Source organism: Kitasatospora cheerisanensis KCTC 2395 (assembly GCF_000696185.1).
Taxonomy (GTDB): domain Bacteria; phylum Actinomycetota; class Actinomycetes; order Streptomycetales; family Streptomycetaceae; genus Kitasatospora; species Kitasatospora cheerisanensis.
The window spans coordinates 6,171,933-6,184,795 of record NZ_KK853997.1 but is presented as its reverse complement, the minus strand read 5'-3'; the positions used below and the strand labels follow the sequence as shown (position 1 = coordinate 6,184,795).

Genomic DNA, 12,863 nt, shown 5'->3' with positions numbered 1-12,863 from the left:
GTCGTACGGAGGTTCGCCGTGAAGCAGCACCTGTCCCCCGAGAGCCCGGAGCCGCCGGAACGCACCCCGGCCGGGCTGCTGGCGGTGCCCGTCCGGTCGGGTCCGCGGGGCCACACGGTCCGCGTCTTCCGTACCGCCGTCGGTGAGCGCACCGCGGTCGCGTTCTCCTCCGAACGGCGCCTGCTCACCGTGCTCGGCCCGGCCCAGCCGTGGATCGCCCTGGCCGAGCCCGCGCTGCGCGCGCTGTTCGAGCCGCTGGGGATCTCCGCGCTGACCGTCGATCCCCAACTGGCCGCCCCCGCCCCGACGCCGCTGCCGCCCGCCGGCCCGGCGCCCGTGAAGGCGGCGACGGCCCGGGAGCTCGCGCCGCGCCCGTCCCGCTGAGCGGGCGGCAGCCGACCGGAGGAGGCCGGCAGCTCCGGCCCCGTCCGTTACGGGCGGGTGGTGGGAGCGCGCACGCCTCGACAGGACGAAGCGGTCGGGCTCGCCAACGCCACCCGGTTCGGCCCGGTCGCCAACGTGCGGACGTCGAACCCGGGGCGGGCCCCACCGCCTCGCCCACGCCGTCGAGTCCGGCACGGTGGGGATCAACTCCCACAACCTGCGTGACCTGCGCACGCCGTTCGGAGCGGTGAAGGCGTCCGGTGTCGGCTGCGAGGGCGCGTGCGCTCGATCGACTTCTGCACCGGGTCGAAGACCGTCCACGTCGCGCTGGGCGACGCCCGCCCGCCGCGGTTCGCAGCCGTCCGGTGAACGGCCGCCCGACGTCGTCCGCGCCGCCGGCGCCCAGCTCGCTGTGACCGACCTCGGCGCGGCCCGCAGGTGCTGGGCCGGGGCCCGGTCGCGGTGCTCGACCACCACGCCTTCCGGGTCCGCACCCCGAGGACGTCGGCCGGGCGGTGCGCTGTCCCACCGACCTCGGCTACCCCGCACGGCAGTTGAGCGAACGTCTGGCACGTACGGCTTCGGTGAGGCGGTGCGGGCCGTCGATCCGCCGGGCTTTCCGGGCGAGTTCCCCCACGCCGTCGAGCCCGCCGAACGGCTGATCCAGCGCTACGCCCTGCGGCACGGCGCCGCGATTCAGGAGCGCGCCCGGGCGCGGCGCAGCCGGGGCCCGCGCAGCATCAGCAGGACGGCACCCGGCAGCAGGACGGCGTCGACGACCAGGAGCAGCAGGTTCCAGGCGCCGTCGATCGCGTGGTTGTGCGTGTCGGCCTCCTCGTTCGCGGGGGCGGCGGCGGGGCGGGCGCTGGGGCCGACGTCGAAGCCGGTGGTGCCGGCCACCTCGCGGCCGCCGTCGAGGACGAGCCGGTAGACCACCCGGTAGCTGCCCCGGGCGTCGATCCGGACCGGGGAGACCAGCCGGCGGCCGTCCAGCCGGGGCGGGCCGTCGGTGACGGGCGTGCCGTCGGGTCCGTTGACCTGGAGGTAGACCGAGCCCGGACGGAAGTCGTCGCCGGTGAAGCTGAGCGCGACCTCTTGCGGGGCCTGGTCCAGGGCGCTGCCGTCAGCGGGGGTGATGCCCGCCAGCCGGACCGGCTGACGGGCACTCACCAGGAGCAGTCCGGCGAGGAGCAGGACGGCGACCCCGGTGCCGAGCAGGACGGCGCGCTGGAAGGAGCGCGGCGATCCGGTGGCGCTCACACCGCCGCCGCGGCCTCGTGGCGGTGCACCGCGTGCCGGCAACTGCAGGTCATCCCGGCCAGTTCCTCGCGGCTGGGCCGCAGGTGGTAGTACATGCCGATCACCATCGGGATGAACACCACGGTGTTGTAGAACAGGTGCAGTTCGACCCGGGGGAAGACCAGTTGCAGCACCGAGGTGGGCACGGCCTTGCCGAACAGGAAGTGCCCGGTCTGCGCCTGGAGCAGCAGGAGCAGGTGCTCGATGTGGTGCCAGAACTGGATGGCCAGCGCCACCGTCCACCAGGTGCGGCCGCGGCCGACGAATCCGGGGCGGAGCAGGAACAGGCCGATGATCATGATCAGGGCGTAGCCGTAGTGCATCCACTCGGAGGTGACCAGCCACGGGAACTGGAGGCCGAGCAGGCCCTTGGACTTCGGGACCGACCAGCCGAGGCCCCAGATCTGGTAGGCCTGCACGAGGTGCTCGGCCCAGTGGGCGAGCACCACGATCATGAAGATGTTCAGGGCGGCGCGGTGCGATCCGATGTTGAGGCGGCCGATCGGTCCCGGCGAGTCGGTTCTCGGCGGTGCGGTGTGCGTCGTCATCAGTCTGGTTTCTCCTAGCGGACGGAGGAGGGCGGGAGCTCTCGTGGCACGCGGGGTGGCGGCGCGTGCCCCAGATTGGTGTCCGCGCACCGGGGCCCGCTTCTTCCAGAGTGCTCAGATTCTCCGCAGATGTGCGGATTGACACCCCGTCACATCTGGTCTCCCCGAGCGCACTTGGCCCCTCCCGGACGGGTTCGCCCGACCGGGTTCACCCGACCGGCACGGCCTGCGGACGGAGCACCTCGGTGAGTTCGGCGGTGCACATCATGTAGCCGTCGGGGGTGGGCAGTTGGGCGAGGTAGTGGGTGAGGTCGGTGCCGAGCGAGAACACCCGGACCGGGGTGCCGGCGGCGCGGGCCGCCTCGACCACCCGGCGGACGCCGTCCAGGACGGCGGGGTGCCGGGTCTGGTAGGAGTCGGCGACCAGGTGGTTGCCGCGGTCGGCGGCCAGGTAGAACTGCACCAGGTCCTTGACCCCGACGAAGAGTTCGCTGGCTCCGGCGGCGCAGATCTGCGGGGTGGCGTGCACCGCGGCCGGGGTCTCGATGAAGGCGGACAGCGAGACGGTGGGCGGCAGTTCGAGGTGCGCGCGCAGCTGCGCGTACTCGTCGGCGTCGTTGAGGAACGGCACGGACAGGTGGACGCGCCGGGCCCGGTCGCCGAGCCGGGCGTGCAGCGTGTCGAGGACGGTGCGCAGCGCGTCCCGGTAGGGGGCGGAGCCGAGCAGCCAGCGGGCACCGTGCAGGCCCAGTTCGGGGTTGGGCTCGACGGCGACGGCGGACTGCTCGGTGACGCTGGCGGCGTGGTCGGAGCGCAGGTCGAGCAGGCGCAGCACGATCCGCTGGTCGGGCAGGAGTTCCTCGACGAAGGAGCAGAGGCGTTCGGCGATGGCCCGCCCGTAGCGGGCGATCTCGGCGGGGCCGCCGTCGAGGGCGTCGAAGGGGCTGAGGCCGGCGGCGAGGCAGAGGAACTCCTCGCGGATGAAGAAGGACTCGACGCGCTTCGCGTTCGGGCCGCAGGAGTTGACGGTCCGGATGTCCTGGAAGTCGGCGATGACGGCGCAGGCCGCGCCGAGGTCCTCGGCGGTGGGGTCGGTGCGCGGCGCGGGGGCGGGTTCCGGGTCGGGGTGGAGCAGGATCGACCCGTTCTCCAGGTCGAGGGTGACCTCGCCGACCAGGTCGGCGAGGTCGGCTTCGTCGACCCGGAGCACGGGGATGCCGCGGCCGCGGCAGAGCGACTGCATGTGGCCGGTCTGCCCGCCGCCGCCGCAGACCACGGCGCCGGCGGTGACGATGGCGTCGTACAGGCCCGCTTCCAGGTGCGGGGCGATCAGGATGGATCCCTCCTGCGGGTGCCCGGTGCGGTTGCAGGTGCCGCGCAGGGTGGCTCGGGTGCCACCGGTGAGCATGAAGCCCTGGATCCGTCGCCCGTCCATTCAGTCCTCCTCGTCGGTGTCCCCGGTGTCCGCGATCCCCAGGTGACGGCGCAGTTGGCGCGGCGTCATGGAGACGTCGGTGAGTCGCCGGACGGCGGACCGGGTGACCGCCGCGCGCAGTCGGCGGCGTCCGGTGTCGTCCGGGGTGGTGAGGGGGCCGAGCAGGGCGTCCAGGTGGGCGTCGAGCTGCTCCCGCTGGGAGCGGGCCCGGGTCGCCATCCTCCTCACCTCCAGACTCACAGCGTGGTCGAAGGCGGGGTCGGCTGCTTCCTCGAACGTGCCGTCGGAGGCGCGGTATTCGGCCAACTCGTGATCGGCCCCGGAACCGCCGTCCGGCCCGAACTCCCGGTCGGAGAACTCCAGTTGCTCGATGACGTGGGCGGCGACCGCGATCGAGTGGTTCTTGATGGCGGCCAGGTTGAAGGCGAACGCCCCGGTGCGGCCGTTGCGGACGATCTCGTCGCCCTCGCGGAGCGGGCCGACGGCGGTGAGCGGGCCGGCGGGCGCCCCGGACGGGGTGAGCAGCACGCCGCGGTGGTCGACGTCGAGGCCGCGGCCGGTGCGCTCGTGCGGGGTGGCGAGGCCGCGGCGCAGCAGGTTGCGCCAGAGCGGTTCCTCGACCCGCCGGTAGTCGGTCTCCCGGCCGAAGTTGGAGACCACCAGGTCCGCCCGGACGGTCTGCTTCTCGTCGGCGGTGGCGACGGTGACCTCCAGCCGGCCGGACTCCACGGGGGTGATCGCCTGGACGCCGCCGACCAGCAGCCGGACCGGGCCCGGGTCCATCGCCCGCTCGATGACCTCGATGGTGTAGGGCACCGCGCCGACCCGGAGCGCGGCGATGGTGGTGCCGAACTCGTCGAGCAGGCCACGCAGTTCGGGTGACGGGATGCGTTCGACGGCGGCCGGCAGGTGCGGCTCCCAGGCCTTGGCGACCCGTTCGGCGACCACCTCGGGCGCGATGTCCGGATACTCGCGGGCGACGGTCCCGCAGGCCTCGGCCCACTCGCCGCGGATCCGGCGCAGGAACTCCTCCCGGTTCCGGTAGGGCTCCAGCAGCCGCCGGGGGCAGCCGAGTTCCACGACGCCGTGCTCGTGGGCGCCCGGGTAGGAGCGGAACATCGTGCCGGTGCGGGAGACCAGCCGGATCGTGCCGGTATGGCCGCGGCGCAGCAGCAGGCCGGCCGAGTCGTAGGCGCTGAGCACCGAGCCGACGATCACCACCTCGGCGTCCGGCGGCAGCGCCTCCAGCCTGCGCACGCCCTCGGCCGAGTAGGGGTGGCGGACGAAGCGCGGGTGCTCCAGCACGTCGGCGGCGAACGGCAGGTCCTTCAGCTCCAGCCCGGTGGCCAGAACCACGTGCGCGGCGGACAGCACCTGTTCCCCGCCGTCGTTCTGACGTACCGTCACCTTCACGCCTTCCGCGGTGGGTTCGAGGTCGACGGCCTCGCCGTCGGCCTCGGTGAGGTGCACGCCGGGGGCGGCCTCGCGGGCGGCTTCGGCGAGCCGCTGCTCCAGGTAGTCCTGGAAGATCCGGCGGGGCGCCGGGCCGGGCTCGGTGAACTCGTGGTCGGCCCAGTGCGCGGGCCAGCCGCCGCGGTCGGCCTCCCGGTTGGCCCAGTGCACGAAGTCGAGGACGTCCTCGCGGAACACCGACATCCGCCCGGCCTGGATGTTGAACACGTGGTCCCAGGGGTTGCCGTGCCGGTGGTAGGCGACCCCGGCGGAGCGGTAGTCGGGGCGGCGCTCCAGCAGCACGACCTCGACCGGGCGGCGGGCGAAGCGGAGCATGCGGATGGCGGTGGCGGTGCCGGCCAGGCCTGCGCCCACCACGACGATCCTGGGGCGGGTTCCGGTGCGGGTCATGCGGGAGCCTCTCGGTGGCGGGGCGGCGGGAAGCTGACCTGATCAGGCGTCAGGACGGGTGCCCATCAGGTTAGTTGGCGTGTCGCGCGGACGCCCGGAAAGCGTCTGAGCGCCGCGTCGGCGGACGCGGCGCTCAGACGGTTCCGGGCGGGGCCGGTCGTCGGCCGGAGTCGCTGCGGTCGATTTCCTCGCACGGTAGCGCCGGGAGTCCGGCGCGGACTTCTCCCTGCTTGCCCGGGGCCGCGGCGCGCGGGCGCGGCCCGGCAGTCTGGAAGAAGCCGGGCCGTCGGACGGCGGGCGACACTCGGCCCTGGAGGTGGGTGCCGGTGCGCATGACAGCGGTTCAGCGGCGGGAAGCGGTGGTGCGGGTGGCGGTCGAGGTGTTCGCCAGGGAGGGCTTCCACGCGACCACGACGACGGCGATCGCGGACCTGGCGGGAGTCTCGCAGCCCTACCTGTTCCGGCTGTTCGACTCCAAGCGGGCGGTGTTCCTGGCCGCCGCGGAGCTGGCCACGGCAGACGCCGCCCGGGCGTTCACGGCGGCGGCCGGGGACGCGGACGGCGTCGCCGCGCTGCGGGCCGGGGAGCGGGCCTGGCGGCGGATGGTCGGCGCGGGCAGCCCCTTCGCCTTCCAGTGGCAGTTGCACGCGGCGGCGGCCGCGGACCCGGTGATCCGCGCGGCGGCGGCCCGGCACTGGGCGGTGCTGTGGCGGACGGTCGCGGCGGCGACCGGCCTGCCGGACCCGGCGCTGGCCGCGTTCTTCGGCCGGGTGCTGCTGGTCGGCGCCACCACCGCGCTGCGCCCTGGCCCGCCGCCCACCGCCCCCCGGCCGCCGCGCCCGGGCCGGGCGGTCACCACTGCGACGGCACCCACTGGGCGTGGAACCCGTGCGGCACCCGCACCGGCAGCGGCACGGCCGCGACCGGCGGCCCGGTGAAGTCGGCGGTGTCCAGCACCAGCAGTTCGCTGCGGTCGGCGGCCGGGTCGTAGACCAGGGTGAGCAGCCAGCCGTCGCCCTCGGGGGCCAGCGCGTCGCGCGGGACGAACACCGCCTCGCCGCCCTGCCGGCCGCCGCCGAAGGCGTGCCGGTCGGTGCGTCCGGTGGCCAGGTCGTGCCGCAGCAGCGCGGGGCCGCACAGCGCCGCGCCCCGACCGGGGGTGAGTTCGACGGTGAAGGCGTAGCGGTACGGGAGGCCGGTGCGCCGTTCGTCGATGCGCGGGAACTCCTGGACGCGGTCGTCGAGCCGGCGTTCGACGACGGCGCCCTCGCGGGGGTCGAGGGTCCAGCGCCACAGGGCGGGCGCGGACTCGCTGGGGTGCAGGCGGTCGCGGTCGAAGGCCCGTTCGTGGCGGATCACGTCGACGGTGATCCGGCCGTCGGCGTCCTCGAAGGCGTTGACGGGGTGGAAGACGTAGCAGGGCGGGACGTCCAGCCAGAGCGGAGCGGCTCCCGGCCGGTCGCGGCGGACGATGCCGACCCGGGCGTCACGGTCGGGCTGCCAGGCGTAGGGGACGGGCGAGCCGGCCCGGGCCTCGGCGGGGTCGTGCGCGACCGGCAGGTCGAACAGCACGGTGTGCCGCTCGGTGAGCGCGAAGGCGTGCATCCAGGGGCGGCCCTTGACCGGCACCGGCAGCGCCTCGCGGACCAGGCCCTCGGTGTCGACGGTGAGCAGGACGGCGCGGTCGCCGGCCGGGTCGACGGCGACGGCGTGCAGCTCGCCGGTCAGCGGGTCGGTGAGCGGGTGGGCGCAGAGGCCGGCCGGCAGGGTGCCGTCGAAGTCGGTGCGGGCGACGGTGCGCAGTTCGGCGTCGAGGACGAGCGGCCAGGCGCCGCCGTCGGTGACGGCCAGGGTGCGGCCGGCGTGCCGGACCAGGTTGGCGTTGACGTTGCCGTCGAGGCCGTTGCGCGGGCCGGGGACGGGGAGTTCGCCGAGTTCGGCGGCGAGCGCGTCGTCGCGCAGCCAGCGGTTGCGGTACCAGTGGGCGCGGCCGCCGCCGAGGCGGAGTCCGTGGACCATGCCGGCGCCGGCGAAGGCGTGCTGCACGGCGGGGTCGTGCTCGCCGCGGGTGTTGGGGCCGATCCGCAGGAAGGTGCCGTCCAGCTGGGGCGGCAGGGCGCCGCGGACGGCGAGGTCGGTGTGCGCGGTCTCGGCGGGCGCCGGCCGGTAGCCGGGTCCGAGCAGGTGGGTGGTGCTGTGCGGGTGGCTGCTGGTGGTGTGGCCGGTGGTGCCGGGCATGACCGCCCCCTCCGTCAATAGCACTGTTACATAACGCCGTCATTGATTAGGGTCACAGGCCACTGACATACTGTCAAGAGTGAGCCCACGAAAGGTCGACCCGAATCTCAGCGCCCAGTTGATCGAGGCCGCGGCGAAGCTGCTCAGCGAGGAAGGGCCGGCCGCGCTGTCCACCCGCAAGCTGGCCGCCACCGTGGGCACCTCGACCATGGCGGTGTACACCCACTTCGGCGGCATGGACGACCTGGTGCGGGCGGTGGTCCGCGAGGGCTTCACGCTCCTCAACCGGCGGCTGGAGGCCGTCGAGGAGACCGACGACCCGGTCGCCGACGTGGTCGCCCTCGGCTGGGCGTACCGGGCCAACGCCCGCGAGCACCGGCACCTCTACAACGTGATGTTCGGCGGCTCCAGCCTCAGCGGCTTCTCGCTCACCGACGCCGACCGGCAGCACGGCCGCTACACCCTGGACGCCCTGGTCGGCGCGGTCAAGCGGTGCGTCGCCGCCGAGCGCTTCCTGCCCTCCGAACCGGAACTGGTGGCCCATCAGCTCTGGATCGCCCTGCACGGCCTGGTCACCCTCGACCTCGGCGGCTACCTGGTGGAGCCGCTCACCGCGGACGTCTGCTTCGAGGCCCAGGTCTGCGGCATGATCCTCGGCGCCGGCGACGACCCGGCCCGGGCCGGCGAGTCGGTCGCCCGCGCGGCGCGCCGGACGGTCTGAGCCCGCGCGGCGCGCCGGACGGCCCGAGCCCGCACAGCACGGCGGCGGGCCCGCCCCGAGGGGCCGGACCCGCCGCCGGTGCGGACTACGCGTTCCAGGGCGCCTTCGGCCACCACAGGTAGCCCAGGTTGCCGAGGATCCGGACGTCCCAGTAGATGACCGTGAACGCGCCCGCCACCAGGAACGCCGTCGCGGTCAGCGTCGCCGCCCGGCCCGGCTTGGTGGCCAGCCAGCGCTGCACCGGCGTGCCCAGCGCGAAGGACAGCACCAGGAACAGCACCGCCATCACCAGGATGTTGCCGATCGACTGCAACGAGAACGCCACCGCCCCGTACAGCGGGTTGTGCTCCTGCGCCGCGTGCCGGAACAGGTTGCGGAACAGCGGGTACGGGCGGCCGATCAGGAACGCGCCGACCAGCACGCCGATCAGCACCAGCGGGGCGTTCGGGAACCGGCGGGCCACCCCCGCCAGCGGGTCGGGCAGCACGCCGGCCGCGGCCAGCCCGATCACCAGCATCACCAGGCCGATCGCACCGAACACGATCATCGCCTGCAGGATCCGCGGCGACAGCGTGCCGTGCGTGGACGCGGTCGAGAACTGCGGCATGTGGGTGCCGAACAGGCCGACCAGCACCCCGTACCCGGCCGACACCGGCAGCATGCCGGCGGTCAGCCAGCCCAGCGGGCGCAGCGCGTGCGCCAGCCGCTGACGACGGGTCAGGCTCATCTGCCCGACCAGCGGGCCGACCGCGCCGAACACCGCCACGTTGCAGGCGGTGAACGAGCCGGCCAGACCGGAGACGAAGGCGAACAGCACACCGGCCGCGATGCCGCTCAGCGGTGTGGACTTGGCGTCGTGGCCCAGCAGTTGGTTGGCGGTGGTGAAGCCGATCTCGTCGTCGGCCAGCTTCGAGGACCAGGCCCAGGCGAGCAGCAGCCCGCCCAGCAGGCCCAGCAGGACGACCAGGGCGCGGCGGCGCGGGAACAGGCCGTTGACGAACAGCGAGGTGGCTCGGGGCGGCGCCTTCACCGTCCGGCCCGTGATGGTCTCGGTCAAGGTGGGGTCTCCTCAGCTCACGGAGGGTCGCTCCTGAGGGCGTGTCAGGAAAGGGGGTGCGCGCGGGGCGTGACAGAGTGTCGTGGATCCGCCCGGGCCGGTGACTACTTCCGTGTTGCCCGGCATCGGCACACTCGGAGAAGCCCTCGCCTCCCCGGGGCCCGAAGCATGTAACCGGAGAGCTGCGGCCATCCGGGCGCGCGGCGGGCTGGAGGCAGTGATGAGCGGAGGCTGGCGGGCGGCACGACGGCGCCTGTTGACACCGAGCCACAACGAGACGAAGTTGTCCACCAGGGGTTTCCACCTCAAGGACGAAGCCGCGCGGACCAACCTGGAGACCGTCGGCGGGACCTTCCTGGACGGCTACGCGATCGCCGTCGAGGCGCGCGACCAGAACGAGGCGCACCGGCGGCTGGAGCGGATCCCGGTCCGCTACCGGGGCTTCGCCTACGAGGGCGCGGCCATGGGCCTGGCCATGCTGGACGGCCTGCCGCTGCCCGGCAGCGGCCGGGTCGCGGAGTTCCTGGCGGGCCACGGCGCGCCGCACGACTACATGGTGCACGTCGGCGTCGGCTGGGCGATGGCCCGGCTCCCCCGCTTCCGCTGGGCGGCCATCGCCCCCGCCGACCCGCTGCTGCGCTGGCTCGCCCTGGACGGGTACGGCTTCCACCAGGCGTACTTCCGCACCGCGCGGTACGTGCACGAGCACCACCGGGAAACCGCCTTCCCGTGGCCCGGCGACGAGACCCGCGGCTACGCCGGGCACGCCATCGACCAGGGCATCGGCCGCGCCCTGTGGTTCATCGGCGGCACCGACCCGGCCGTGGTCGCCGACCTGGTCGACGGCTACCAGGCCGACCGGCACCCCGACCTGTGGGCCGGCGTCGGCCTGGCCGCCTGCTACGCCGCCGGCGCCACCGACGCCGAACTGCGGCTGCTGCTCGACCGGGCCGGCCCGCACCGCCCGCAGCTCGCCCAGGGCGCGGCGTTCGCCGCCACCGCCCGGATCGAGGCCGGGCTGCTCACCGAGCACGCCGAGGCCGCCACCGCGGTGCTCTGCGGCCTCACCCCGCAGCAGGCCGCCGCGGTGTGCACCCAGGCCCGGCCGCGGCCGGCCGTCGACGGCGCCGAGACCGCGTACGAGGTGTGGCGGCGCGCCATCTCCGAACGGATCGTCAGCGGCGCCTCCGGGGCCCGCACATGACCGCCGCCGAACCCGCCCCGGCCGCGGCCCGGCCGCGCGGCGCCTCCGACCGGCGGCCCCCGGCCGTCCCGGGCCGCCACCCCCGTGCTGCTGGCCCGGATGGCCGCCGACCGGCTGACCGTGATGACCGACGCGGCCGCCGCCTACGGCGACGCGGTGCGCCTGCCGCTCGGCCCGAAGACCCTGTACTTCTTCAACCACCCCGACCACGTCCGCCGGGTGCTCACCGACAACAGCGCCAACTACCACAAGGGCATCGGCCTGGTGCACGCCCGGCGCGCCCTCGGCGACGGCCTGCTGACCAGCGAGGGCGAACTGTGGCGCGCCCAGCGCAAGGTGATCCAGCCGGTGTTCCAGGCCCGCCGGATCAACCGGCAGGCCGGCGTCATCGCCGAGGAGGCGGCGGCGCTCGCCGAACGGCTGCGCCGCACCGCCGGCACCGGCCCGGTGGACATCCGGCAGGAGATGACCTCGCTCACCCTCGGCGTGCTCGGCCGCACCCTGCTGGACGCCGACCTCGGCGCGTACGAGTCCATCGGCGAGGCCTTCGAGATCGTCCAGGACCAGGCCATCTTCGAGATGATGAGCCTCAGTTCGGTGCCCTCCTGGGTGCCGCTGCCGCTCCAGCTGCGGTTCCGCAAGGCCCGCGCCGAACTGGACCGGATCGTCGCCGCACTGGCCGACGAACGCCGCCGTCGGCCCGCCTCCGACGGCACCCGCGACGACGTGCTGTCCCGGCTCGTCGACGCCACCGCCGACGAACGCGACCCGGCCGCCCGGCGGGCCCGGATGCGCGACGAACTCGTCACCCTGCTGCTGGCCGGCCACGACACCACGGCCAGCACCCTCAGCTGGACCCTGTACCTGCTCGACCGGCACCCCGAGGTCGGCGACCGGCTCCGCGCCGAGGTCGACGAGGTGCTCGGCGACCGGCTGCCCACCATCGAGGACATGCACCGGCTGACCTACACCTCGATGGTCCTGCAGGAGGTGATGCGCCTGTACCCGGCCGTCTGGCTGCTGCCCCGCAAGGCGCTCGCCGAGGACGAGATCGGCGGCTACCGGGTACCCGCCGGCGCCGACGTCGTGCTCTGCCCGTACACCCTGCACCGCCACCCGGAGTTCTGGGACGAGCCGGACCGCTTCGACCCGGAGCGCTTCGCCAAGGGCCGCGCGGCCGGCCGCCACCGCTACGCCTACGTGCCGTTCGGCGCCGGCCCGCGGGTCTGCGTGGGCAGCAGCCTGGGCCTGCTGGAGGCCACCGTGGTGCTGGTCGTCCTGCTGCGCCGGCTGCGGCTGTCGGTACCGGCCGGCCACCGGGTGCGGGCCGAGCCGATGCTGACCCTGCGCGTCAAGGGCGGCCTGCCGATGACGGTGCGGCCGCGCGACTGACCGCCCCGACCCGAAGGGGCCCGGACCGCCGACAGCGGTCCGGGCCCCTTCCGGTGTCCCGCGCACAGCGCTTCGCGCCCGCGCGGCCGGTGCGCGGGCACGCCGAACGCCCGGCCGGGGAGGTGGCCGGGCGTCGGTGGGGAGGCGTGCCGTCAGCCGGCGAGCCGGGCGAAGGCGCCGCCGTGGAACAGCAGCGGGTCGCCGCCGGTGGAGCGGCCCGCGCCGAGCACGGTGCCGACGAAGATGGTGTGGTCACCTCCCTCGTGGACGTCGGCCAGCCGGCACTCCAGCCACGCCTGGACGTGGTCGAGCACGGGCGCCCCGGTGTGCCGGCCCCGGGTGTGGCCGATCCCCTCGAACTCCCGCGGCCCGCGCGGGCGCCGGCGGTCGGCGAAGTGCCGCGCCACCCACTCCTGGTCCCGGGCCAGCACCGACACCGCGAACGCCCCCTCGGCCAGCACGGCCGCGTGGACCGCCGCCGACTTCACCACGCACACCAGCACCTGCGCCGGTTCCAGCGAGACGGACGTGAAGGAGTTCGCCGTCATGCCGCACGGGACGTCCCGCCCGGCGGTCAGCACGGTGACGCCGGTGGCGAAGCGCCCCAGCACCCCGCGCAGCTCCCGGGGGTCGTGCAGGTCGGCCTCGGGCGCCTCCACCGGCAGCGGGGGCAGGTCGAGCGAGCCGGGCAGCGGCGCGGACGCGGACGGGAAGGAGGACAT

At 74.7% G+C, this 12,863-nt stretch carries 12 protein-coding genes; 5 read left to right on the top strand and 7 right to left on the bottom strand.

Annotated elements, in window-relative coordinates; all coding sequences use genetic code 11:
- Positions 1-18 precede the first annotated feature (18 nt).
- Positions 19-384: an SAV_915 family protein gene (locus KCH_RS27835; RefSeq protein WP_035867505.1), complete on the top strand. Its 366-nt coding sequence runs from the start codon at positions 19-21 to the stop codon at positions 382-384.
- 696 nt (positions 385-1,080) lie between these two features.
- On the opposite strand, the gene KCH_RS37905 is transcribed toward KCH_RS27835, so the two are convergent.
- The 4 genes from KCH_RS37905 to KCH_RS27815 form a co-directional block, all read right to left on the bottom strand.
- A complete protein-coding gene (locus tag KCH_RS37905; protein ID WP_051653514.1) occupies positions 1,081-1,644 on the bottom strand; it encodes a copper resistance CopC family protein in 564 nt (187 codons plus the stop codon).
- Entirely contained in the window at positions 1,641-2,231 is a 591-nt protein-coding gene (locus tag KCH_RS27825; RefSeq protein ID WP_035867503.1) for a hypothetical protein, read from the bottom strand. The genes KCH_RS37905 and KCH_RS27825 overlap by 4 nt, the downstream gene beginning before the upstream one ends.
- A 208-nt stretch (positions 2,232-2,439) precedes the next feature.
- Positions 2,440-3,666, bottom strand: a complete 1,227-nt coding sequence (locus KCH_RS27820; protein WP_035867500.1) for a putative PEP-binding protein — start codon at positions 3,664-3,666, stop codon at positions 2,440-2,442.
- Positions 3,667-5,529 carry an FAD/NAD(P)-binding protein gene (locus KCH_RS27815; protein ID WP_035867498.1) on the bottom strand — a complete coding sequence of 621 codons (1,863 nt, stop codon included), beginning with the start codon at positions 5,527-5,529 and terminating at the stop codon, positions 3,667-3,669.
- 332 nt (positions 5,530-5,861) lie between these two features.
- Here KCH_RS27815 and KCH_RS37900 point away from each other — a divergent pair, with 332 nt between their 5' ends.
- Positions 5,862-6,467, top strand: coding sequence for a TetR/AcrR family transcriptional regulator (locus KCH_RS37900; protein WP_084224281.1), 606 nt, complete (start codon positions 5,862-5,864; stop codon positions 6,465-6,467).
- Here the strand turns inward: KCH_RS37900 and KCH_RS27805 are convergent.
- Complete coding sequence (locus KCH_RS27805) at positions 6,382-7,767, bottom strand: carotenoid oxygenase family protein (RefSeq protein ID WP_035867497.1); 1,386 nt, start codon at positions 7,765-7,767, stop codon at positions 6,382-6,384. The two genes, KCH_RS37900 and KCH_RS27805, sit on opposite strands and share 86 nt — an antisense overlap.
- A gap of 79 nt (positions 7,768-7,846) precedes the next feature.
- Between KCH_RS27805 and KCH_RS27800 the strand changes: the two genes are divergently transcribed.
- Positions 7,847-8,488: a TetR/AcrR family transcriptional regulator gene (locus tag KCH_RS27800; protein ID WP_035867496.1), complete on the top strand. Its 642-nt coding sequence runs from the start codon at positions 7,847-7,849 to the stop codon at positions 8,486-8,488.
- Positions 8,489-8,573: 85 nt separating this feature from the next.
- On the opposite strand, the gene KCH_RS27795 is transcribed toward KCH_RS27800, so the two are convergent.
- Entirely contained in the window at positions 8,574-9,545 is a 972-nt protein-coding gene (locus tag KCH_RS27795; protein WP_084223959.1) for a hypothetical protein, read from the bottom strand.
- 220 nt (positions 9,546-9,765) lie between these two features.
- Here KCH_RS27795 and KCH_RS27790 point away from each other — a divergent pair, with 220 nt between their 5' ends.
- Entirely contained in the window at positions 9,766-10,749 is a 984-nt protein-coding gene (locus KCH_RS27790; RefSeq protein ID WP_035867494.1) for a DUF1702 family protein, read from the top strand.
- A 99-nt stretch (positions 10,750-10,848) separates the two neighbouring features.
- On the top strand, positions 10,849-12,141 hold the full coding sequence (locus KCH_RS27785) for a cytochrome P450 (RefSeq protein WP_084224280.1): 1,293 nt from the start codon (positions 10,849-10,851) through the stop codon (positions 12,139-12,141).
- A 152-nt stretch (positions 12,142-12,293) separates the two neighbouring features.
- Here KCH_RS27785 and KCH_RS27780 read toward each other — a convergent pair whose 3' ends face one another.
- Positions 12,294-12,863, bottom strand: coding sequence for a flavin reductase family protein (locus KCH_RS27780; RefSeq protein ID WP_084224279.1), 570 nt, complete (start codon positions 12,861-12,863; stop codon positions 12,294-12,296).